Genomic DNA, 22,259 nt, shown 5'->3' on the forward strand with positions numbered 1-22,259 from the left:
AAGTTTACCGGGAGTTCGCGCCGCCGGCTCCCGGTGGACGCCCAGGCATACACTCGGGCTGTGGAGACGTGGAATGTTGAAGCGGAGGACGGCGGGCGCCTCGACGTGCACTCCTTCCGCACCCCCGCGGGGCTGGACCCGACGACGGCGGGACCTCCCGGCGTCGTACTCATCCACGGAACTTTGGTCACCGACGCCCTCTACCGGCCTTTTGCCCGGAAGCTCAGCGTCCTGCTGGGCCGGCCGGTGCACTGTTACAACCGGCGCGGCAGGGCAGGGTCGGCCCCGCAGCCGGAGGACTATTCGGTGAAGACGGAGGTCCGAGACCTTGCGGCGGTCATGCGCCAGACCGGCGCGACGGATGTGGTGGCCCACAGCTACGGAGGCTTCGTGGCGCTGCAGGCGGCCCGGACCCTGCCGATCGGCCGTCTGGTGACGTATGACGCCGCCGTGTCCGTGTCCGGAAACCTAACCCACCGCTGGAGGCCGGAGCTTGAGGATGCCGTCAGTGCGGGACAGCTCAACCACGCCTGGGCGCACCTGGTCCAGGGCCTGGCCACGGCCGGTCCGCTGTCCTACCTCCCGCTCGGCGCACTGCGGATGCTGAGCATCCTCTCGGCCAGGACCAACCTGGGCGCGGAGATGCGCCAGCTGCTGCCCACGGCCGTCACCGAAATGCGTGCCGTACTGGACGCGGACGCCGACCTGGAGAATTTCACCGCCCTCACCACCCCCATCCTGATGCTCAGCGGCAGCTGGAGTCCGGCGTACTTTGCCGAGACCGGCCGGCAACTCGCCGCCGCCGTGCCGTCCATCAACTTCCAAGTGGTCCCCGGCCAGCTGCATGAGGGACCCATCCGCCCAGGCAAAGGGCTGGCCGTGCGGATTGCCCGGTTCATCAACGGCAGCGACGGCCAGGTCCGGAAGCTGGGGAGGCGCCGGTAGGTCGCTTTGCCGGTGGGGTGCCTGGGGGCGCGCCTAGGATGGGGAGCGTGAAACAGCAGGAAGTCCCCACGCACGACGGCGGCAGGCTGGCTTTATACAGCTACGGAACCGAGGATGCGCCGGGCGAACGCCGGGTGGTGGTCATCGGCGGGGCGTTCCTCACCGCCCTGATCTACCGGCCGTTCTCGATGGCATTGGCCGACGGGCTCGGCGACGGGTGGGCAGTGGATGTCTATGACCGGCGCGGAAGGGGCAACTCCACGGAGCAGCCGGCCGACTATTCCATGGCCACGGAGATTGCCGATGTCCGCACGGTCATGGATGCCACGGGCGCCCGCAACGTCCTGGGCCACAGCCTGGGCGGGTCGGTGGCGCTGAACGCCGTCCAGGAGTTCGCGGGCACCCCCTACGAACCGGACAAGCTGGCTGTCTACGATGCGGCGGTCAACATCGACGGCAGCATCGACATGTCCTGGCTCGACGATTTCGAGGCCGCGGTGAACGCCGGCAAGGTGGGGCATGCCATGGCCCGGATGAAAAAAGGTATGCAGCCGGGCACCGCGCTGTCAAAGGTCCCCGAGCCGGTCCTGGCAGGGCTGATGGCCGTCGTGTCCCGCACGAAGGTGAACCAGATGCTCCGGGAGCTGATGCCCACGGGCGTGGGCGAACTGCGCGCCGCGTATGACGAAGCCGAGCACGTCAGGAACTTCGCCGTCCTGCCCGCCAACACGCACTTTATGGTGGGCGGCAAGAGCCCGAGCTACTACAAGGTCACGGCCCAGCGCCTTCATGCTGCGGTCCCGGGGAGCACGTTCGAGCTCTCACCCAAGGGCTTCCACGGGTCCATTCCCGCCGCGGTGAAGGAACTTGTCGCTGACATCGCGGAATACTTCAAGGGCTAAGGCTTTCCGCAGGTTGCTCGGCTAGGCTCGGATCATGACGAGCGAGAACATCAAGACCCCCGACGGCGGCACCCTGGAGCTCTTCTCCACGGGTGCTGAACTGGCCTCCGCCGGCTCCGGCGTGGTTGTGGTGCCGGCCTCCATGGTGACCGCGGCCGACTACACAAAGTTCGCCCAGAAACTGAGCGCCGCGCTGGGCCGCCCGGTGCACACGTTCAACCGCCGTGGCCGCGGTTCGTCGTCGCCGCAGGCCGAGGATTACACACTGGATTCGGACATCCGGGACCTGGACGCCGTTATGAAACACACGTCCAGTACCGACGTGTTTGGCCACAGCTTCGGCGGCGCGGTGGCCCTGCACGCGGCCCGGACCCTTCCGGTGGAGCGGCTGGCCGTGTACGACCCGGCCGTGTCCGTGAACCACAGCGTGAAGGCCGATTGGACCACCGAATACGAACGCGCCACGGCCGCCGGGGACGACGACCGCGCCCTGGCCGTGCTGCAGCGCGGACTTGAGGCGGGCACCCGCTCACGGATGCCGCTGTCCATGCTCACCATCGCCAACAAGCTAACCGCCGGCACGTCCGAGGGCAAGCAGCAGCGTGAACTGATGCGCACCGGCGTCCGGGAAATCAAGGCGATCATCGCCGCGGACATGCCGGCCGAGCCGTTCCTGGAACTGCCCCTGGAAACGCTGATTATTGTGGGCGAGAAGAGCCCCGCGTACTTCGGTGTTGCCTGCGGCCAGATCCACGACATCCTGACCGGCTCCAGCTACACCATCCTCCATGGGGCCGGCCACGACGGCGTCCTCCGCGCCCCGGACAAGCTCATCACCGAACTGAGCGACTTCTTCGCAGGCTAGCCCCGCGGTGGTTCCCCCAGCGCGAACGGACACTTGAGGCCCTGGTTTCCTGGAAAACAGGGCCTCAAGTGTCCGTTCGCGCTTAATGCGTGGCGGTGTCAGTAGTGTCCGCTAGTGGGCGCCGTGGCCCGGGGCGGCGCCTTCTGTTTTGCGCATCATCGCGGAAAGCACGACGGCGGCGAGGGCTATGACGGTTGCCGTCAGGAACGCTGCGCTCATGCCGGCAACGAGCCCGGACGCGGCCGAGACCACGGCGAAGATGGACACCAGCAGCGCCGTTCCGGCGGCACCGGCAACCTGCTGCGCGGTGCTCATGATCGCCGAGCCGTGCGAGTAGAGGTGCGGCGGCAGCGGGTTCAGGCCGGTGGTAAATGCCGGCGTGAACAGCAGCGCCAGGCCGAAACTGAGCCCCACGTGGAGGGTGACGATCCACCAGACCGGAGTGCCGGCGTCGAGCGTTGAGAACTGCCACAGGGCCAGCACCATAAGCACGGAACCAGTGACGGTGAGCGGCAGCGGGCCCACTTTGTCGAACAGCCGGCCGATGAACGGGCCCAGCAGGCCCATCGCCAGGCCGCCGGGAAGCAGCGCGAGCCCCGTCTCCAGCGAACCCAGGCCGCGGATTTCCTGCAGGTAGAGCGGCAGCAGGATCACGCCGCCGAAGAGCGCCATCATGGCCACCACCATCAGCAGCACGGAGACCGTGAACATCCTGAAGTTGAAGGCCCGGAGGTCCAGCAGCGGGGCTTCGGCCTTCTGCAGCCGGACCTGGCGGAGCACAAAGACCGTCAGGCTGGCGACGCCGATGACCAGCGCGGCGACGGCCACGGCGCTCGGACCGCTTTGGCCACCACCGATCTGGCTGAGACCGTACACCAGGCCACCGAAGGCCGGAACGGTAAGCAGCACGGAGAGGAAGTCGAGCTTGGTCTTCCCGGTTTCGCCCACGTTCGTCAGGTACTTGGCGCCGATGGCCAGCGCGGCCAGGGCGACCGGCAGGACAAAGACAAACATAAAGCGCCAGGTGAAGTGCTCCAGAATCAGCCCGGAGACAGTCGGCCCCATGGCCGGTGCCACGGAGATCGCGATGCTGACGTTGCCCATCACAGCCCCGCGCTTGGCCAGCGGGACGAGGGTGAGGATGGTGGTCATCAGCAACGGAAGCATGATGGCCGTGCCGCCGGCCTGGACGATGCGGGCCAGGAGGAGGATCTCAAAACCGGGAGCCACTGCGGCCAGTGCGGTGCCGCCGGCGAAAAGTCCCATGGCCAGCATAAAGACAGCCCGCGTGGACAGGCTTTGGAGGATGAACCCGGTAGTGGGGATGACCACGGCCATGGTGAGCATAAAGCCGGTGGAGAGCCACTGAACGGTGGGCGCGTCCACGCCAAGGTCAACCATCAGCCGCTGCAGGGCAACATTCATGATGGTCTCGTTCAGGATCACCACAAAGGTCGCCACGAGCAAAGTGGCGATGATGGTCACCGATTCCCGGGACATTTTCTCCGGCACGGAGGACTTCGGCGCCGCAACCGGCCCGGGCCGCCCGGAGGCGTTCGAAGAGACTTCTGTAGACATGGGTGTTCCCCCGGGGAGTAAGTATGAAGTGGCTCGCGAGCATCGTCGCTGCAGATTCCAACACTCTACCGTCCGGAGTAATTCCGGGACACAGGATTTTTCTTAGGCACGGGCTTTTTCTGATCGGTCGTTTTCGCTGGCCGGTGTGGTTTAATCAGCGCACTGAGTATGAGTCGGGGCTGGGGCCTCTAGTGATGTTCGACCGCGCAAGCGGTCAGGCAGGAGCCCCAGGTGGACGCGTACTCCCCCGCATATCCGGCAGGGCGCCACTACCACGGCGATGGCCGAAGCCCGTTGTCCCTGGTTCTTTCGGTGGCTGCCGCTTTGATGGTTTTGCTGGCTGCCGTCACTTCGGCCGTGGTCCGTTCTGAGGGCGTCACCGGAACCGTGAATGCGGCTTTCGCCGGGACCGGGCCGGTTGGCGCCATGGCCGCGGTTGGTGCCGGCGCCGCTGTTGGTGCAGGCCCCGAGGTTGACGCCATGGCCGCGGTTGGTGCAGGCGCCGAGGACGGAAGCGTCGCGAGAATTATCAGCAGGGTCTCCGGCTTCCGCGTTGGCGTGGCCGTCGCGGATACAGCTGGCGGACAGGTCCGCACTTTCGGCGACACGGCGGCCTATACTGCGGCCAGCACTGCCAAGCTGATCACCGCAGCGGCCTATCTCAGGCTTGTGGAGGCCGGTGAAGTGCGGCTCGATGAGACGCTGGGGAACTACACTGCCGCTTTCCAGCTCAAGTCCATGATCAATAACAGCAACAATGATTCCTGGCTCCTGTTGATGGGCAGGATCGGCTACCAGCGGCTGATCCAGTATGCAGCCTCGATTGGCATCGCCTACGATCCCGAAGACAACCGGCTGACTCCCGGGGAAGTGGCCCAGGTCCTGACGAAGCTTTACGCCGGACAGCTGCTTAACCCCAATGACACCGCGCAGTTGCTGGGGTACATGCAGGAAACCAACAACGAGGAACTTATCCCCGCGGCCTCGGGGCCCGGCATTACCGTCTATCACAAATACGGTCAGCTTGGAGGAAACCTCCATGACGCATCCCTTTTGGAACATGGCGGGACAACGTATGCGCTGGTGATCTTCACGGAAGGCGCCGATAGCACCGACGAGGCCGAACGCACTGAAATGATCCACGATCTGACGCGGGCAGTCGTCGGGACGCTCTTTCCCGCGGGTTAACCGGGCTCCTGCTGACTCCTTGCAATCCGGCGCTCGGCATCGAGGGAACGGAGCATTCGCGCGCCGGGGGCTTAAGTGTCCGCTCGCGCCGGGTGGTTAACTGCGGTGGTGCTCAATCAGCCAGCCGGCCATCTGCTGGGCCCGCTTGGCCGCCTGGGTGTCCCCTTCGGTGGCTGAGACGATGGACCCTTTCATCAGGATGTGCCACGACCGGGCGAAATCCTCCGGGCGGTCCAACCCTGCCTGCTCGGCGAGGTCCTGCACATGGCCCCTGATCCTGGCCAGGTAGTCGATGCTGGCCTGGCCCAGGGGATGGGCCGGGCCCATTTCCAGCAGGATGTTGATGAAGGAGCAGGCCTCGAAGTCGTCGCGCAGGAACCAGTCGCCGAAGACGTCGAAGATGGCAAGGAGCTGCTCAGTGGGGGTAGTGCCGCGCAGTTTGGCCTGGCCAACGATGGCATCAACTGTCCATACCTGGTCCCGCTGCTCCAGGAACGCCAGAACCAGCGCGTCCTTGGACGGGAAGTGCCGGTAAAAAGTTGCCTTGGCCACGCCGGAACGTTCGATCAGTTCGTTAACACCCACATCCCGCACACCGCGGCGGGAAAAGAGTTCATAAGCCACAGCCAGGATTCGGCTCCGGGAATCGGCAGGCAGAACTGCCGCCTCGGCGGGTAAATCCGCCGGAGACAGCGCGGGTTCTGCAGTGTGGTCTGCATCGGAAATCATCGTAGGAATAGTTTACTCCAAGGTGCAGACAGACCGGTCTTACTCGTTGTAATGTTTTCCCAGACGCAGTGCTATGACGCCGACGGAACCCCGTAAAGGCCCCGTCGGCTTGGTGCAAGGAGGCCCCGATGTCAGCAGAGCGAACGTACGATTTTATCCCGGGCGGCGACACTGACCCATGGATAGAGAGTGCCGCTGCGTCCGCCGAGATCCGGCACTTCGCCCGGGAATCCTTGCGGTGGCAGGCGCAGGAAATCATTGATGAGGTGCTCCGCGGAACAGTTCCGGGCGAGGAGTTGTCCCGGGCCCGGTTGCGCCGCTGCGTCGCCCAGAACCCCGGCAAGCCCGAACGTGCACTCCTTCAGCAGCTGATGCTCAACCGCGACCCGCAGGCTGAATCACCGCAGTAACGGCCGGCCTTACAACGTGAGGCTGCGGTCCACGATGCGCCCGGCGGTCATGTGCAGGCTCTGGCTGTTGGCGCGGGCATGGTTCCGGAGCAGGTTGAATGCCGCGTCCATATCCACTCCGGCAGTGTGCGCAATGACGCCCTTGGCCTGCTCAATCAGCACCCGGGTGTTCAAGGCCAGCTGCAGCTGCTCGTTGACCAGTACCGCTTCCCGGATGGTGCGTTCCTGCATAAGGCTGATGGTGGCGACGTCGGCAAGCGCCTGGCCGATCGCGGCATCCTCTGCAGTCAGGAAACCCTCCCGGGCGCCGAACAGACCCATGGCCCCGATAATCCTGCCGTGAACGCGCATGGGCACAGCATGCACGGACCGGAAGCCCTGCGACAGCGCGGCTTGGCGGAAGCCCAGCCACTTGGTAAGCCCGGCAATGTCGTCCACTGAGACTGCCGCCCCGGTCAGGTAGCACTCAACGCAGGGACCGGCTCCGGCTTGAAGCTGGAGCACCTCGACGAGTTGGCTCTGCTCGCTGGTGGATGCGACAACCTGCAGTTCTCCGCTGGGATCGGCAAGCAACAGACCCGCGGCTGCGACGTCAAGGAGACCCACGGATTCCTCCACCAGGACATGCAGAGGATCCACGACGTCGTAGTCGGCCACCAGCGTGTCAGTGAGCTTGACGAACGCCACACTGGCGCGCTCGGCGCGGGTACTGGTTACCATGGCCCTATTTTACTGCAGGGCAGGTCCGCTGGCCCCACCCTTGTCGGTGTCGAAGGTGAGCCTTCTTTCGAGCACAGCGGCGGCTGTCTCCCCCAACGTGAGGTCATTGGCAAAAGCGTAGGCACGCAACAAAAGCAAGGATTCCGCTGCCGTAGCACCGGACTGCGCCAGGACCATCCCGGTGGCCTGGTGAATCTCGCGGCGCGACATAAGCGCCGGCTCCAGGGCTGGGTCCGTATCCGGTGCGCTGAGGCTCAGGATCTTGCGCAGGAGGTACCAGGAAGTCTGCCCGGCAAGTACGGCCGCCATCGACTGGTCCGACCGGTTCAGGTTTCCACGAACGGCGTGATACAGCTCAACAACACCGAGGTCCATCGCGCCTACTGTGAGTGGAAAAACGAACAGCGCGGCTGCGTCCGTCCCGGCGATCGCCTGCCGGAACATGGGCCATTCGTCGTCGGCGGTGGACTGTGCGTCGGGGATCAGCACGGGCAAGCGGGTCTTGTGGGCCCGCCACCGCGGGCCTTCGCCGAGGTTGAACTGCAGTTCGTCCAGGCGGGCGGCGAGTTCGTCGCTGGCGGAGACCAGGGTCTCCGCGGCAGAGCCGCCGAAGAGGGACACCGCGGCACCCGTTATGGGCAGCTTCTCCAGATATGGAGCACACACGTTCTGGTCACCGGCAACCATATCGGGTGCAATGTCCATGGTGAGCCTCTGATCCCTGAATCATCCCGCGGTGAAAGATCCGGCTGCAGGCTGAACCGGAACGGCGGAGTTGTCACTTCAAGGATACAGATTGCGTCGAACCCGCCCGTCGTCGCCGACCGGGCCTCAGTCCCGCCCTTCCTGGCCGTTGGCATTGGCCATCTCTGAGGTGACCATCAGGTGGTCACGCAAGGCCCGTTCCGGTGCGCCCGGGTGGGCGGCCACACACCTGCGAAGGCGCCATTTGACGTCGGCCAGATCCGGTGCCGGGTCCCCCAGGATCGAGTAGATAATTTCGTACGCCTGCCACCCGATCGGCGTGAATCCGTCAGCTGCGATGTGGTTGGCCATCGCCTCCTCAACCTTAGGGATCGTGGCGCTCACGGGTCTCTCCGAAAGGTACGGCCTCGCTGACCGCAACGGTATAGGTGTCGTGCGCATGGCGGGTTACCAGAATCCCGCATAGGCCAGTGCTGGCGGCATACTGGCGGGCCATGTCAACGGCCGAATTCAAATAGTCGTCCAGGACGGACGCGTGATTCACTTTGACGAGATAGGACAGCCCGTCATCGATTGTGCGGATCATTGGATTCGCTCCTGACTTGAGCGTGGCCGGCAGGCCACGGGGATGGGGAATGCACGCGAGCATCCCGCTTGCCGTGTATGCGGCTGCGCCGGGCAGACAGGAGCCGGGCAGCACAAAAGGCCGAGGATAACTGCGGAAGAAGTATGGGGTGCCCTGCGTGAAATTTGTCCTCCTGGGGTACGCCGAAATAAGGCGATGCCAGGGTCTGGGGCAACAAATTCAGCATAGCGGATGCCGGGACAGACGGACAGGGATCCGAGGCCTTGCGTGCCCCGGAAGCGGACCCTACTTATCAGCTGCTGAGCGGCACGTTGTCGATCAGCCGGACCGGCCCTACCTTGGCGGCGATGAGAGCCAGGCCTTCGCCGCGGAACGGGACTTTCCGGCAGTTCTCGGCCAGCGGCTCAAGGGTGAGCGGATCCACGACATCGAAGTAGTCCAGTCCCACCAACGACTGCGATTCAACCATGGCCCGGGCCGATTCCAGATCAAGCGGCTGGTGGGCAGTTGCCCGCTCCGCCAGGAGCCGCAGCGCCCGTGACAACACCAGGGCGGCCTCGCGCTCCTCTGCGGAGAGGAACCGGTTGCGGCTGGACAGGGCCAGCCCGTCCGCGGACCGGACGGTAGGCACGGCAACAATTTCGACGGGGAAATTCAGGTCCGCCACCATACGGCGCACCAGCGCCAGCTGCTGGGCGTCCTTTTGCCCGAAATAGGCCCGATAGGCCGGCAGTCCCCCGCCGCCGGAGGCAAAAGCACCGGCCGGCGGAAGCCCTGAGCCGGGGATGCAGTAGTGCAGCAGCTTGGCAACCACGGTGAGGGCACCGTCGAAATGGCCCGGCCGTGAGGCGCCTTCCCACTTTTCCCCCAGGGAGCCGGCGGTCACGCGGACCAGCGGCTCGCCGCCGGGATAGACCTCTTCCACCGGAGGCGCAAACACGAGGTCCACGCCCTGTTCCTCAAGCAGGGCAAGATCGGCGTCGAGCGTGCGGGGGTACCGGTCCAGATCCACCGCATCGCCGAACTGGAGCGGGTTCACAAAGATGGACGCCACCACTACGTCGTTCTGTTCGACGGCGGTGCGCGCCAGCCGGGCGTGGCCTTCGTGCAGCGCGCCCATGGTTGGCACCAGGCCCTGGGACCTGCCCGCCTTCTGCGCGAGCAGCCGTGCACTCGCCTCCCTGAGCTCAACGGCAGTTGTCACCAGTTGAGTGGCCATGTCAGTTTCCCTCTTCCAGGGCCGCGCGGAGGGCCCCCACTTGATCCTCTTTGAGCAGCCCCCGGCTGCTGGCCCGCCGTGCCGTGGCGCGGGCCATGGCGAGGTAAGCCTCCAGCACATCGCCGTGCGCACCGGCGTCGTACTCCCTTAACGCCTCGGCGTGGGCCGCCACTGTCCCCACATCACCGCGGGCCACCGGACCGGTCAGCGCCGACTCGCCGGAGGCGAGCGCGTTCTCCAGCGTGGCCCGCAGCAAAGGCCCCAGCATCCGCTCCGGCGCGTCGACGCCAACGTCTCGGAGCAGCTCCGAAGCCTGCGCCACCAGGGTGACCATATGGTTCGAGCCATGGGCGAGGGCCGTGTGGTACAGCGTCCGGTCCCCCTCGGCGATGGCCACGGGTTCGGCACCCATCTCCACTACCAGCGCCTGGGCAATGGGCAGCATCGCTGCATCGGCGGTCACGCCAAAGGTGCAATCCAGCAGTCGTGTCAGGTCCAGGCTCATGCCCGTGAACGTCATGGCGGGGTGCAGTGCAAGGGGGATGGCTCCGGCGGCGCGCACCGGGCGTAGCACCCCCACCCCGAACCTGCCTGAGGTGTGCGCCACGATCTGTCCGGGCTGCCACGCCCCGAGTTTGGCGAGTCCGTCCACCAGTCCGGCCAGGGCGTCGTCGGGCACGGCCAGGAGCACCAGTTCAGACCGTTCCACAATCTCCTGGATCTCCAGGATGGGCACGCCCGGCAGCAGCGTCTCCGCCCGTTCGCGGCTGGCCTCGGACACCGCGGAAACCCCGACGACGGCGTGCTCGGCCGAGCGCAACGCCGCGCCAAGGACGGCGCCAACTTTCCCGGCACCGATGATTCCGACGCCAAGGCGCCCGGGCTTAGCCACGTTGCGGGCCTTCCTGTTGGGGACTGGTTTCGACAGGCTCAACCACCGGAGCGGGCTCCACCACCGGACTAGCGGTTTCGACAGGCTCAACCACCGGAGCGGGCTCCACCACCGGACTAGCGGTTTCGACAGGCTCAACCACCGGAGCGGGCTCAACCACCGGACTTGCGGTTTCGACAGGCTCAACCACCGGAGCCGGCGCCACTGTTGCCAGCCATTGTTCACTGGTCTGCCGCTTGCGGGCGAGCCGGGCGCGGGCGGACTGTGCATCAAAAAGGCCTCGGGCCTCGTCAAGCCCGGCCTGGGTGAGCCGCGGCGAGACCGGTCCCGCCGTGGTGTGCAGGACGAGGTCCGCCACACGGAACCGCCGCGCGAGCGGACCCTGGTGAAGGGCCATGGACTGGGTGCGCTGGTGCGGGACCATCACCAGTTCCCGCCACCACCGGCCCGAGCGGATCAGCAGGGCGGTGTCGGTGGTGGCAAAGCCGTTGCGGCGCCAGCCCAGCGGCGCGAGGAACCTGCCGCGGCGCGGCGTGGTGACGAAGCCGCCGTCGGAATCCAGCCCCGAGAGCCCGGCAGCGAAGATGCGTCCGGGTTCAGGTGTTCCGGGATCCGGCAGCACGAGTGCGAGCATGCTCATCACGTCGGCCAGCTTGCCCACGGGCAGCAGCGTGGTCCGGGACGACGTCTCGCCGTTGCTTTCGATCGCGCCGTAGCCGGCCACGTTGACCTGGATCCGGTACCAGCCGAAGATCCGCCACAGCGGGGACTGTGCCACTTTCAGCGCCTGGACCCGGCCCGGTGGCAGCGTCTGCGCCTGCGTGTCCAGCAGCCCGTAGCGGAGCCGGATCCCGTCCGGCGAAATGGCAGCGGTGAAGTTGTAGCCCTTGTTGAAGAAGCCCCAGTAGCTGGCGGCGAGGCCCAGCACCGCCGGGATCAGGTAGAAGAAGAAGCCGCGGTTGTCCGTCACGGCGGACAGGATCACGGCGGCGATCCCGCCCACCACCACAAAAAAGCTCTGCTCACTGAGCAGCAGGGAACCGATAAGGCGCGACGGCGGCACGGACAGCACCGGATATTCGGGTGCCTCGGGCGCGGCCTCCTGCGGCCGGGCCGGGTCCGGGACCACGCCTGCGGCCCGTGCCAGGATGGTGGCCCGGAGCTGGCGGGCGTCGTCCATCCGCAGGTAGGCCAGTTTGACGGCCGATTCACCGGCGTCGGCCACCTCGAACTTGAGTTCGGCCAGGCCGAAGATCCTGGCAAGCAGGGGCTGGACGATATCGATGGCCTGGACACGGTCCAGCCGGGCCTGGCGCTGCTGGCGGAAGAGGAAGCCGGAGTTGACCCGGACGTACCCTTCGGCGACCTGGTACTTGGTGAAGTACCAGGTCAGGATGAAGCCCAGCACGGTCACCACAAGGACGATGCCGCCGCCGGCCACCAGCCAGGGTGCCCGGCCGGCGAAGTCCTCCTCGAACAGGGGACGGCCTTGCAGCAACCGTTCGAAAAAGTCCCGCCCGAAGAAGAAACCGATGGCCGCCAGGGCCACCCAGCCGCGCACAAACGCGGACGCCGGGTGCACACGCAGCCACTCGCCGTCGGGCGCCACCGGAACCGCGGTCGGTGCGCCGGCCTCCGGAACGTTTGCCGTCACAGCCCTGCCAGCCTCGCTTCACCGCGGGCGGCCAGCTGCTCGCGGAGGCGTGCCCCTTCCGCAGCGGGCAGGCCGGGGATGGTGGCGTTGGTTCCGGGCGAGGCGGTGTGGAGTTTGAGCGTGCAGAGTCCCAGCCCGCGTTCCACCGGGCCCACGCCGATGTCCACGTATTGCATGCGGCCGTAGGGAACCGTCATGGTCCGTTGAAAGAAAATGCCGCCGCGGATCAGCAGGTCATCGTCGCGCTCGGCGTAACCGATGGCGCGCACCTGGCGCGGAATCAGCAGCAGCCGCCAGATTGCCAGAACCAGAGACACCGCCGGAACGGTGATGGCCAGCCACAGCGGCGGCCACCGCCACCAGCCGAGCAGGACAAGAACGAGGGGCAGGCCCAGGACGATCACCGTGACCAGGTTCCCGATGGCCCACTGCACCAGCCGCACCGTGACGTATTTCGGGGATACCCGCTGCCAGGTAATGCCCGGCGGATCAATCGCCTCTGTACGCATATTCGCCTTCCCCCGCTGCTTCCCCGCGGGCCGCGCGGCCGGGTTTCCCGTCACCGGGCGCGGCGTCGCTGTCTTCGGGCGGGATCTTGCAGAACCGCTCCACCAGCAGGCCGACGACGATCATCACCAGACCGCCGGCAGCGATCGCGACTGCCACCCAGGTGATGGCCTGGTCGCTGCGCAGGTTCCAGATCCGCAGCTGGTCCAGGAAGATTCCGACATGCCAGCCCAGCAGGACGGTGCCCGCGTAAGCGCACGCCTGGGCCAGCACCAGGGTCCTGGCGGCCAGGATCGGGTCCAGCGCCTTTTTGCGTTTGGTGCTGTTGCGCCACCGGAGAACACGGATGCCAAGCACCAGGGTGATGGCAACAATCACGCCCATGGTGGCCAGCGCGGTAGCCGGAAGAACCGGTGTGGCCATGCTGTAGCGTGTGGTCACCACGGTTGTAGACCAGCCGGCCACGGTCAGGACCAGGCCGATCAGCAGCAGGCGGACAGGGTTGATGGGCTTCACCGGTTACTCGACCGCCCCGGCTGTGGGGACGCCGTCGTAATCGCCGAAACCGTCGAACGGGGCAAGGTCGTCAAAGTCGGGGGCACGGGCAGCCAGCTCGCTGATGCGTTCCCCGCCCAGGGTGGCCGCCGGCTCGATCAGCGACCACGGATACAGCACAAAGGCGCGTCCGGCCGCGCGCGGGTGCGGCAGGGTCAGCACCGGGTCGTCACTGGTGAGGTCGCCGTAGGTGATGATGTCGACGTCGAGCGTCCGCGCCCCCCAGCGCACTTCACGCACGCGGAGGTGCTTGTTTTCCACCGCCTGGCAGTGCTTCAGCAGTTCCGTCGGGGACAGCGTGGTTTCCACGGTGATGATCATGTTCAGGAAGTCGGGCTGGCCGGCCGGGCCGCCCACGGCTTTGGTCTGGACCACCGGGGAAACGGCCTGCAGGCGAACCTCCGGCGGGTCCACAAGGTCGGCAACGGCCTCGGACAGGGTGTCGTTCCGCTCGCCCAGGTTGCTGCCGAGGGCCAGGACGGCTTTGGTGTACCCGCCGGTCATGGTCGCTCCCGGTGCACGCTGACAGCCACATCCCCGAAGGGCACCTCGATGGGTGCCTTGGGCTTGTGGACGGTGATGTCCACGGCCTGGATGGTGAATTCGGCGAGCAGGCCATCGGCGATCCGGACGGCCAGGGCCTCGATCAGGTTCAGCGGCTCCCCCGTGATCCAGGCCTTGATCCGCTCAGCCACTTCGCCGTAGTGGGCAGTGTCCCGGACGTCGTCAGACACTGCCGCCTTGGCGAAGTCCAGGTGCAGCACGGCGTCCACCACAAACGGCTGGCCCTCACGGCGCTCGAAATCGAAGACTCCGTGATGGCCGACGGCGGTGACACCGCTCAGCGTGATCCTGTCCATGGGTGCCCGGCCTAGGTGGTGGTAGGGGCGGCGGCCATCCGCGCGGCCACCTTGACGGCGTCAAGGCTTGGAGCGACGTCGTGCACACGGACGGCCCAGGCCCCCCGGAATGCGCTGATCGCGGTGATGGCGGCCGTGGCGGCGCCGCGTTCCTCGGGGGCGGCGGACTTGCCGGCGACCGTGAGGAGTGTGCCCAGGAAACGCTTGCGGGAGGCAGCCACCAGGACCTTGTGCCCCAGGCTGCCCAGCTGGTCCAGGTGCTGCAGGAGCTCCCAGTTCTGGGCGTCGTTCTTGGCGAACCCCAGGCCCGGGTCAATGATGATCTGCTCTTTGCTCACCCCGGCTGCGTAGAGCTTGTCGCGGACGCCGGCCAGTTCAGCCACCACTTCGCCGGCCACGTCCTGGTATTGGGCCAGGGAGTCCATGGTGCGGGCGTCGCCGCGGCGGTGCGTGAGCACATAGGGGACCTTGGACGCGGCCACGAGCTCGGCCATCTCAGGTTCGATGGTCAGCCCCGAAACATCGTTGATGATGGCGGCGCCGGCCTTCAGGGCAGCGGCGGCCGTGGCGGCGTGGGTGGTGTCGATGCTGACCAGGGCTCCCGCCTTGACCAGGGCCTCGATGACGGGGATCACCCGGCGCTGTTCTTCCTCCGGGCTGACGTCCTCCGCGCCGGGGCGCGTCGATTCGCCGCCGACGTCGATGATGTCCGCTCCGGCGTAGAACATCCGCAGGCCCGCCGCGATGGCAGTGTCCGCCGTGGGGTGCTTCCCGCCGTCGCTGAAGGAGTCCGGGGTGACATTCAGGATGCCCATGACCAGGGTGCGGCCGGTGGGCAGGTCCGCGAATTTCGCGGCCGGGCGCGGTTTGCGCAGGATGGGCAGCGGAGATGTTGCGGGCCCGGTTCCCGGGGCTGCAGCGAGTGAGTCCATGGTCTGATACTTACCTTCCGAGGATGAGGCTCATGGCTTCGGCACGGGTGGCCGGGTCATGAAGCTGCCCGCGGACCGCGCTGGTGACGGTCTTTGCTCCGGGCTTGCGGACACCGCGCATGGACATGCACATGTGTTCGCATTCGACAACGACAATCGCGCCACGCGGCTTGAGGTGGCTGACCATTGCTTCGACGATCTGGGTGGTGAGCCGCTCCTGCACCTGGGGGCGCCGGGCGTAGATGTCCACGAGGCGTGCCAGCTTGCTGAGCCCGGTCACTTTGCCGTCGTGGGAGGGAATGTAGCCAACGTGGGCAACCCCGTGGAACGGGACGAGGTGGTGCTCGCACGTTGAGTAGAACGGGATGTCCTTGACCAGGACCAGTTCTTCGTGGTCCAGGTCGAAGGTGGTGGAAAGGACGTCCGCGGGATCGTGGTGCAGTCCCGAGAACACCTCGGCGTAGGCCTTGGCCACCCGCCTGGGGGTGTCTACGAGGCCGCCGCGGTCCGGGTCCTCGCCGATGGCCAGGAGGATTTCACGGACTGCCGCCTCGATCCGGGGCCGGTCCACTTTCTCGTGCTTTTTGTGGTGGGAGCCGTCCTCCGCCGGGTGTCCGGCGGAGGCGGGAGCGTCGTCGTCGTCGAAGTGAGTCACAGGAGAAAGCTTAGCCGTGCGTGGCGTCAGGCCCCGAGTCGGGGATGCCGCCCTGGAACGCGGCGTCATTCGGGACACCCTGCGGGTGCGGCGGCAGCGCGTCCAGCGGTTCTTCGAGACGGGCCTCCTTGGCTTCCTCCTGGGCTTCGCGCTCTGACTTCTCCAGGCGGGATTCCACGGGGCCGGCCTGCTGGACCGGACGGGTCTCCTTGGACAGCCACACCTCGCGGAAGTCACGCTTGCGGATGTCCGTGAAGATGTGCGCGATCTCGGCCTGGTTGAGGGTCTCCCGTTCCAGGAGTTCCAGGGCCAACTGGTCCAGGACATCCCGGTTTTCGGTGAGGATGGCGTAGGCCTCGTCATGCGCCTGGTCGATCAGGCGGCGCACTTCCTCATCCACCACGTAGGCGATCTGGTCCGAGTAGTTGCGCTCGTGCCCGGCGTCGCGGCCCAGGAAGGGTTCGCCGCCGCCCTGGCCCAGGCGTACTGCGCCGACACGCTCGCTCATGCCGAACTCGGTGACCATCTTGCGGGCCGTGGAGGTGGCCTTTTCGATGTCATTGGAGGCTCCCGTGGAGGGATCGTGGAAGACGATCTCCTCCGCCACGCGGCCGCCCATCGCGTACGCCATCTGGTCCAGCAGTTCGTTGCGGGTGATGGAGTACTTGTCGTTCTCCGGGACCACCATGGTGTAGCCCAGGGCACGGCCGCGGGGCAGGATGGTGATCTTGGTGACCGGCGCCGAGTTCCGCAGCGCGGCCGCCACCAGGGCGTGTCCGCCCTCGTGGTACGCGGTGATTTTGCGCTCGTGTTCCTTCATCACGCGGCTGCGCTTCTGCGGGCCGGCCATAACGCGGTCGATCGCCTCGTCCAGGGCACGGTCATCGATGAGGTTGGCGTTGGAGCGCGCGGTCAGCAGGGCTGCCTCGTTCAGGACATTCGCGAGATCCGCACCGGTGTAGCCCGGGGTCTTCTTCGCCACGGCCTTGAGGTCAACGCCCGGGGCCATCGGCTTGCCCTTGGCGTGCACCTGCAGGATCTGGTCGCGGCCGATCAGGTCCGGGGCGTCCACCGAGATCTGGCGGTCAAAACGGCCCGGACGCAGCAGTGCCGGGTCCAGGACGTCGGGGCGGTTGGTGGCAGCGATAAGGATGACGTTGGTTTTAACGTCGAAGCCGTCCATTTCAACCAGCAACTGGTTGAGGGTCTGCTCGCGTTCGTCATTGCCGCCGCCGATGCCGGCACCGCGGTGCCGGCCGACGGCGTCGATCTCGTCGACAAAGATAATGGCCGGAGAGTTGGCCTTGGCCTGCTCAAAAAGGTCGCGGACACGGGACGCGCCCACGCCGACAAACATTTCCACGAAGTCCGAGCCGGAGATGGAGAAGAACGGCACGCCGGCCTCACCGGCGACGGCACGGGCCAGGAGGGTCTTGCCGGTTCCCGGAGCACCGTACAGCAGCACGCCCTTGGGGATCTTGGCGCCTACGGCCTGGAACTTGGCCGGTTCCTGCAGGAACTCCTTGATTTCCTGGAGCTCCTCCACAGCCTCGTCCGCGCCGGCTACGTCAACGAAGGTCACCTGCGGCATGTCCTTGTTGACCATCTTGGCCTTGGACTTGCCGAACTGCATGATCTTCGAGCCGCCGCCCTGCATCCGGGTCATCAGGAACCAGAACAGCGCACCAAGCAGGATGACGGGGATAAGCAGCGAGAGCAGGCCGGAGAACCAGTTGCTTTCGATCGGCTGGTCCGTGTAGCCGTTCGCGGGGTTGGCAGCGGTGACTGCTTTGACCACGTCCATGGCGCGGGCGTCGACGAAGAAGAACTGGACGCTCTTGCCCTTGTCCTGCCCGTTGACGTTCAGGTTGTCCTTGAGGGTCAGGTCAACGCGGTTTTCGCCGTCGAAGATCTTCGCCTGCTCAACCTTGCCGCTGTCGGCGAGGAGCTCAAGGCCCTTGTCCGTATCGATCCGTGCCGCACCACCGGGGGCCAGTGTTGCAAAAGCCACGAGAAGCATGGCGATCACAACAACGATCCAGATGCCCGGGCCCTTGAAGAAACTCTTAGCTTTCATCTGTTCGGGGCTGGCCCCGTCCCTCCTGGTAGTGCTGCACGGCGAGTGAGTCTGCGCGCGTGTGGTGCTGCATCAGCTACTAGCTATACACCGTTCGGAGTAATTCACGCACGGTGCCGCGCAAAAGTTCCCTCTGGGCGTAGCGGGATCCGGCGGCGGTCCCACAGATCCCCGGGTCACCAGGGGGCAGTCCAGAACCGTGGGTTGCAGCGCAAGTCCGGCCAGATCGGCTTTGCCTTCGATGGCGTCAATCAGTGTGCCGGTGGCCCAGGCACCCATTTCGTAGTGCGGCAGGGCCACCGTAGTGAGGCCCGGATGGAGGTTGCCGGCGATGAGCTCCTGATCATCGAAGCCCACAATGGACAGGTCGGCGGGGACGGAAAGCCCCAGCTCGGCCGCGGCCCGGTAGGCGCCCATGGCCATTCGGTCGTTATAGCAAAAGATGCCGGTGGGAGGTTTGCTGAGCTGCAGCATCCTGAGTGCTGCCTCGTAGCCGCCCTGCACCTCGGATGGTCCGGTTTGAACGGGGGCGGCAGCGCCGTCGAGCCCTGCCGCCGATAAGGTGTCCGCGAATCCGCGGAGGCGGCCGTGGCTGGAAGGCACGTCATCGGTGCTGTTCAGAAAGCCGATGCGTGTGTGCCCGGCGGCCAGCAGGGCTGTGACCGCCGTTTTGGCCCCTCCTTCTTCGTCGGGGACAACGGCGGCGATGGTTGACCTGCTGCTGACCGCGTCCACCAGGACCGACGGGACCGAGCCGAGATTCCCTGGAACATCCAGAATACGGTGGTACATGGTGGCGTAGAGGATGCCATCAACCCGCCGCTCCAGAAGCGCCTCAACGTCTGCATTTCGGGATCCAGGGCTGGCCGAAATGGAAGTGTTGACGATCATGAGGTTGTAGCCGCGGGCACGCGCCGCATCGTCTGCGCCAAGAATGATCCTGCCTGCATGGGGCGTGGTGGCGATGTCCTCACTGACCAGTCCAAGTAACCCCGTGCGCCGCGTACGGAGCGCCTGGGCCAGGCGGTTGGGGCCGTAGCCGAGCTGCGCCGCTGCAGACTTCACCCTCGCCCGGGTTTCGCTGCTGATCCGCGCGTACGAGACATCATTCAGCACGTGCGAGACGGTGGTGACGGACACCCCGGCGGCGACTGCTACGTCCTTGATGCCAATGTTCTTGTTGCTCAATTTCTCTCCCCCGACCGCTTAAATGCAGCGAGATGGCATTTCGCGGCAGTGTCCGTTGGTGCGACTGCCGTGAAATGCCACCTCGGCGAGAGTGGCTACTCGTAAACGTGCGGGGCGAGCGTGCCCACGAAGTCCAGGTTGCGGTACTTCTCGGCGTAGTCCAGGCCGTAGCCCACCACGAACTCGTTGGGGATGTCGTAGCCGACGTACTTGACGTCGATCTCCACCTTGGCGGCCGTGGGCTTGCGGAAGGCGGTGCAGATCTCCACGGAAGCGGTGCCGCGGGATTCCAGGTTGGTCTTGAGCCAGGACAGGGTCAGGCCGGAGTCAATGATGTCTTCGACGATCAGGACGTCCTTGCCCATCAGGTCCGTGTCCAGGTCCTTGAGGATCCGGACAACACCCGAGGACTGGGTGCCGGAGCCGTAGGAGGACACTGCCATCCAGTCCATCGAAACGTGGCTGTGGAGCGCGCGGGCGAGGTCGGCCATAACCATCACAGCGCCCTTGAGTACACCGACCAGAAGGATTTCGCGGCCTTCGTAGTCCTTGTCGATCTGCGCAGCGAGCTCAGCGATCCGCTGTTGGATCTGTTCCTTGGTGTAGAGAACGTGCTTGAGGTCTGCCTGGACGTCGTTTGAATCCACCAATGGCTCCTGTGTAGATGCGGGGTGCGACTATTCTTGGGGCGGTTTTTGAGGCCGGAATACTAGCTTCCCACAGCGGGCCGCTTCACGGGGAACGGGGGCGCCGGCGTCGGGACCGTCGGGCCGCATTTCCGCAGCGTCCCGCTGGGCCAGCTCGGCGAGGGACAGCCGGTACACGCTCACCCCGCCAGGCAGCTCCACGGGACCGGCGGAACCCTGCCGGCGCAGCAGCGCTTCCGCCGCCAGAAGGCGCTGGTAGCTGGGCTGTTGACCCCCGACGTCGGCCGCTGCCTTGGCGATGACCCGGAACCTGATGGCCGGGGAAAGTTCCCCCAAAGCCTCCTCCGGGAGGCTGACCTCCGGTCCGGACCGCTCGGCCAAGGCCGCAAATGTGCGATCTGCCACGTCCTCCAGATAGTCGGCATCCAACTGCAGGATGGACGCTGTCCGGGCCAGAGATTCAGCCACGCCGGGCCCGAGTTTTTCCTCGAGCATCGGCAGTACTTCCACCCGTGTCCGGGAGCGGGCAAACGACGGGTCCGCATTGCTGGGATCGTGCCAGGGCTCGAGGTCTTCGACATCGCAGATCTCCAGGGTGTCTGCGCGGCGCAGGCCGAGGAAGGGCCGCAGCAACAGGCCGCGGGCAGGCCGCATTCCAGCCAGCGAGCGCGTGCCGGAGCCGCGGGCAAGACCCAGCAGGACCTGTTCGGCCTGGTCGTCCAGGGTGTGGCCGAGCAGGATCGCCGCGGCTCCGTGCTCCTGGGCCGCCGCCTCCAACGCTGCATGGCGGGCATCCCGGGCGGCGGCCTCCGGGCCCATCCCGGTACCGGCGACGGTGACGGTCCGGAGGTCCACCGGCGAAAGGCCCAGTTCCTTCAGTGTCTGGACTGTGGCCGCAGCCACCCTGGCCGAGCCCTCCTGCAGCTGGTGGTCAACCACGACGGCGCCGACCGTGAGTGGGTGCCCGTCAACGTGGCCGCGGCGGGCGAAATAGGCCGCCACCGCCGCGAGGGCCATCGAATCCGGGCCACCGCTGCAGGCCACCAGCACGTGGGCCGGATAGCCGGCGTCCGCCAGGGCGTTCTGGACCATTTTGCGCGCCTTGCCGACGACGGGCGCGAGCCGGCCAGGCCGTCGTCGTCCGCTTGAAGCCGTGCGGGCTTCCGGCACTTTTGGAGCGTCCGGCACTTTTGGGGCGTGCGGCACCTACAAGCCCATCCGGTCGACCCACAGCTTGGCGTCGTGGATTTCGGGCTCGGTGGGGAGGTTATCCGCGGATTCCCACACCCGGTTAAAGCCCTCCATCCCGGCCACGTCCACTACAGCGCGGACAAACTTGGCGCCGTCGGAATACTGGCGCATCTTGGCGTCCAGGCCCAGGAGGCTGCGGATGAATTTCTCCATCACGCCGCGGTCCTTGCCGCGGTCGGTGAAGCGCTGCCGGATGGTCCTGACGGAAGGGACGATGCTGGCGTCGACGGCGTCCATCACAACGTTGGCGTGGCCCTCCAGCAGGCTCATCACGGCCGTCAGGTGGGACAGTGACGCCTTTTCCTCGGGGTTCTGCAGCAGGTCCAGGATGGCGCCGCGGCCGGGAGTATTGCCGGTGGCGGTCCGGTCCTTGAGGGAACGCGCGGCGGCGGAGGCACGCTCCATCAGCGAATCAACGTTGCCCAGCAGGTGCCCGCTGAGGTTGTCGATCTCGGAAAGCATGTGGTGGCGGAGCCAGGGCGCAGCCGCAAACTGCACCCGGTGAGTCTGCTCGTGCAGGCAGACCCAGAGCCTGAAATCGTCCGGCGCGACGTTGAGCTCGCGCTCCACAGCCACGATGTTGGGCGCCACAAGCAGCAGGCGGCCGGCGGCGGGCGCTTTGGAACCTTCGGCGAGCGCGGCGAAGGGATCGTACTGGCCCAGGACCTTGCTGGACAGGAACGCCAGGACAGCGCCGAGCTGGCTGCCCGTAATGGCGCCGCTGACACTGGCCGCCGCCGGGCTGACGTTGCCGCGGCGGCTTTCGAGCATTTTGTCCATGGCGGGTTTGAGCATCACGGCGAAGCTCTGTGTGTTTGCCTTGGCCCAGCTGGCCCGGTCCACCACCAGGACAGAGGAGTCGCGGAGGTCCCGTGCGGCTTCGAGGCCCGTGATTTCGTGGACGTGCGGGACGGAGGCGTCCGCAAGGCGGCGAAGGCTGTCCACGGCTTCGCCGATTTCCGCCGTGTTGAGGGTTGGCCCCGCCGAGGCCAGCCGGGCGGCCGTGGACGCGGCCAGGTCCCAGTTGATCAGGGCCTGGGCCGGGCTGGATGATGCCGGGGCTGACGAATCACGCGCAGTGGACTCCATAGTCCCCATCACATCACAGCGGACGGCGGATGGTCCTTAAGTTCGCTGACCGGCGAACGGCTCGAGGCATCCGTGACCTGCGCCTGTGGTTCGTTTCAGAAATCG

The 22,259-nt window shown here is 66.3% G+C and carries 25 protein-coding genes; 5 read left to right on the top strand and 20 right to left on the bottom strand.

The genetic code is table 11. From position 1 onward, the window contains the following. Positions 1 to 60: 60 nt before the first annotated feature. Genes MUN23_RS07080 through MUN23_RS07090 form a run of 3 tightly spaced genes read left to right on the top strand, consistent with a single transcriptional unit; the run spans position 61 to position 2,712 of the window. Positions 61 to 945: an alpha/beta fold hydrolase gene (locus MUN23_RS07080; RefSeq protein ID WP_248763164.1), complete on the top strand. Its 885-nt coding sequence runs from the start codon at positions 61 to 63 to the stop codon at positions 943 to 945. Positions 946 to 983: 38 nt separating this feature from the next. Further along, positions 984 to 1,847, top strand: coding sequence for an alpha/beta fold hydrolase (locus tag MUN23_RS07085; RefSeq protein ID WP_371875987.1), 864 nt, complete (start codon positions 984 to 986; stop codon positions 1,845 to 1,847). A 34-nt stretch (positions 1,848 to 1,881) separates the two neighbouring features. After that, positions 1,882 to 2,712 (top strand): alpha/beta fold hydrolase, encoded by an 831-nt coding sequence (locus tag MUN23_RS07090; protein WP_248763166.1) that lies wholly within the window; start codon positions 1,882 to 1,884, stop codon positions 2,710 to 2,712. A 111-nt stretch (positions 2,713 to 2,823) separates the two neighbouring features. On the opposite strand, the gene MUN23_RS07095 is transcribed toward MUN23_RS07090, so the two are convergent. Further along, positions 2,824 to 4,290: a DHA2 family efflux MFS transporter permease subunit gene (locus MUN23_RS07095; protein ID WP_248763167.1), complete on the bottom strand. Its 1,467-nt coding sequence runs from the start codon at positions 4,288 to 4,290 to the stop codon at positions 2,824 to 2,826. 231 nt (positions 4,291 to 4,521) lie between these two features. Here MUN23_RS07095 and MUN23_RS07100 point away from each other — a divergent pair, with 231 nt between their 5' ends. Continuing rightward, positions 4,522 to 5,478: a serine hydrolase gene (locus tag MUN23_RS07100; protein ID WP_248763168.1), complete on the top strand. Its 957-nt coding sequence runs from the start codon at positions 4,522 to 4,524 to the stop codon at positions 5,476 to 5,478. Between the two features lie 96 nt (positions 5,479 to 5,574). Here the strand turns inward: MUN23_RS07100 and MUN23_RS07105 are convergent, their stop codons facing one another. Then, a complete protein-coding gene (locus tag MUN23_RS07105; protein ID WP_371875988.1) occupies positions 5,575 to 6,102 on the bottom strand; it encodes a TetR/AcrR family transcriptional regulator in 528 nt (175 codons plus the stop codon). A gap of 233 nt (positions 6,103 to 6,335) precedes the next feature. Here MUN23_RS07105 and MUN23_RS07110 point away from each other — a divergent pair, with 233 nt between their 5' ends. Further along, the gene (locus MUN23_RS07110; protein WP_248763170.1) at positions 6,336 to 6,617 is read left to right on the top strand and encodes a hypothetical protein; all 282 of its coding nucleotides are present in this window, start codon (positions 6,336 to 6,338) and stop codon (positions 6,615 to 6,617) included. 9 nt (positions 6,618 to 6,626) lie between these two features. On the opposite strand, the gene MUN23_RS07115 is transcribed toward MUN23_RS07110, so the two are convergent. The 18 genes from MUN23_RS07115 to MUN23_RS07200 form a co-directional block, all read right to left on the bottom strand. Beyond that, positions 6,627 to 7,337, bottom strand: a complete 711-nt coding sequence (locus MUN23_RS07115) for a GAF and ANTAR domain-containing protein (RefSeq protein WP_248763171.1) — start codon at positions 7,335 to 7,337, stop codon at positions 6,627 to 6,629. Positions 7,338 to 7,346: 9 nt separating this feature from the next. Next, positions 7,347 to 8,042, bottom strand: coding sequence for a GAF and ANTAR domain-containing protein (locus MUN23_RS07120; protein WP_248763172.1), 696 nt, complete (start codon positions 8,040 to 8,042; stop codon positions 7,347 to 7,349). A 126-nt stretch (positions 8,043 to 8,168) separates the two neighbouring features. Next, positions 8,169 to 8,426 carry a hypothetical protein gene (locus MUN23_RS07125; protein ID WP_248763173.1) on the bottom strand — a complete coding sequence of 86 codons (258 nt, stop codon included), beginning with the start codon at positions 8,424 to 8,426 and terminating at the stop codon, positions 8,169 to 8,171. Continuing rightward, positions 8,407 to 8,628 (bottom strand): hypothetical protein, encoded by a 222-nt coding sequence (locus MUN23_RS07130; protein ID WP_248763174.1) that lies wholly within the window; start codon positions 8,626 to 8,628, stop codon positions 8,407 to 8,409. Before MUN23_RS07130 ends, MUN23_RS07125 begins: the two co-directional genes overlap by 20 nt. A 292-nt stretch (positions 8,629 to 8,920) precedes the next feature. Beyond that, complete coding sequence (locus tag MUN23_RS07135; RefSeq protein WP_248763175.1) at positions 8,921 to 9,847, bottom strand: pantoate--beta-alanine ligase; 927 nt, start codon at positions 9,845 to 9,847, stop codon at positions 8,921 to 8,923. Between the two features lies 1 nt (position 9,848). Then, the gene (locus MUN23_RS07140) at positions 9,849 to 10,739 is read right to left on the bottom strand and encodes a Rossmann-like and DUF2520 domain-containing protein (RefSeq protein ID WP_248763176.1); all 891 of its coding nucleotides are present in this window, start codon (positions 10,737 to 10,739) and stop codon (positions 9,849 to 9,851) included. Continuing rightward, positions 10,732 to 12,393 carry a PH domain-containing protein gene (locus MUN23_RS07145; RefSeq protein WP_248763177.1) on the bottom strand — a complete coding sequence of 554 codons (1,662 nt, stop codon included), beginning with the start codon at positions 12,391 to 12,393 and terminating at the stop codon, positions 10,732 to 10,734. Before MUN23_RS07145 ends, MUN23_RS07140 begins: the two co-directional genes overlap by 8 nt. Then, positions 12,390 to 12,902: a PH domain-containing protein gene (locus MUN23_RS07150; protein ID WP_248763178.1), complete on the bottom strand. Its 513-nt coding sequence runs from the start codon at positions 12,900 to 12,902 to the stop codon at positions 12,390 to 12,392. Before MUN23_RS07150 ends, MUN23_RS07145 begins: the two co-directional genes overlap by 4 nt. After that, complete coding sequence (locus MUN23_RS07155) at positions 12,883 to 13,416, bottom strand: DUF3180 domain-containing protein (RefSeq protein ID WP_248763179.1); 534 nt, start codon at positions 13,414 to 13,416, stop codon at positions 12,883 to 12,885. Before MUN23_RS07155 ends, MUN23_RS07150 begins: the two co-directional genes overlap by 20 nt. Before the next feature lie 3 nt (positions 13,417 to 13,419). Then, entirely contained in the window at positions 13,420 to 13,959 is a 540-nt protein-coding gene (gene folK / locus MUN23_RS07160) for a 2-amino-4-hydroxy-6-hydroxymethyldihydropteridine diphosphokinase (RefSeq protein WP_248763180.1), read from the bottom strand. Beyond that, positions 13,956 to 14,315 (bottom strand): dihydroneopterin aldolase, encoded by a 360-nt coding sequence (gene folB / locus MUN23_RS07165; RefSeq protein WP_248763181.1) that lies wholly within the window; start codon positions 14,313 to 14,315, stop codon positions 13,956 to 13,958. Before folB ends, folK begins: the two co-directional genes overlap by 4 nt. An 11-nt stretch (positions 14,316 to 14,326) precedes the next feature. Continuing rightward, the gene (gene folP / locus MUN23_RS07170; RefSeq protein WP_248763182.1) at positions 14,327 to 15,247 is read right to left on the bottom strand and encodes a dihydropteroate synthase; all 921 of its coding nucleotides are present in this window, start codon (positions 15,245 to 15,247) and stop codon (positions 14,327 to 14,329) included. A gap of 10 nt (positions 15,248 to 15,257) precedes the next feature. Continuing rightward, positions 15,258 to 15,902, bottom strand: a complete 645-nt coding sequence (gene folE / locus MUN23_RS07175) for a GTP cyclohydrolase I FolE (RefSeq protein WP_248763183.1) — start codon at positions 15,900 to 15,902, stop codon at positions 15,258 to 15,260. 10 nt (positions 15,903 to 15,912) lie between these two features. Further along, positions 15,913 to 17,979: an ATP-dependent zinc metalloprotease FtsH gene (ftsH, locus tag MUN23_RS07180; RefSeq protein ID WP_248763184.1), complete on the bottom strand. Its 2,067-nt coding sequence runs from the start codon at positions 17,977 to 17,979 to the stop codon at positions 15,913 to 15,915. Between the two features lie 72 nt (positions 17,980 to 18,051). Then, positions 18,052 to 19,167 (bottom strand): LacI family DNA-binding transcriptional regulator, encoded by a 1,116-nt coding sequence (locus tag MUN23_RS07185; protein WP_248763185.1) that lies wholly within the window; start codon positions 19,165 to 19,167, stop codon positions 18,052 to 18,054. 95 nt (positions 19,168 to 19,262) lie between these two features. Then, a complete protein-coding gene (hpt, locus tag MUN23_RS07190) occupies positions 19,263 to 19,814 on the bottom strand; it encodes a hypoxanthine phosphoribosyltransferase (protein ID WP_056347981.1) in 552 nt (183 codons plus the stop codon). A gap of 30 nt (positions 19,815 to 19,844) precedes the next feature. Next, positions 19,845 to 20,906 (bottom strand): tRNA lysidine(34) synthetase TilS, encoded by a 1,062-nt coding sequence (gene tilS, locus MUN23_RS07195; RefSeq protein WP_248763186.1) that lies wholly within the window; start codon positions 20,904 to 20,906, stop codon positions 19,845 to 19,847. A gap of 114 nt (positions 20,907 to 21,020) precedes the next feature. Beyond that, the gene (locus tag MUN23_RS07200) at positions 21,021 to 22,154 is read right to left on the bottom strand and encodes a zinc-dependent metalloprotease (protein WP_248763187.1); all 1,134 of its coding nucleotides are present in this window, start codon (positions 22,152 to 22,154) and stop codon (positions 21,021 to 21,023) included. Positions 22,155 to 22,259 lie beyond the last annotated feature (105 nt).

Origin of the sequence: Pseudarthrobacter sp. SSS035, from assembly GCF_023273875.1 — a bacterium.
Taxonomy (GTDB): Bacteria; Actinomycetota; Actinomycetes; order Actinomycetales; family Micrococcaceae; genus Arthrobacter.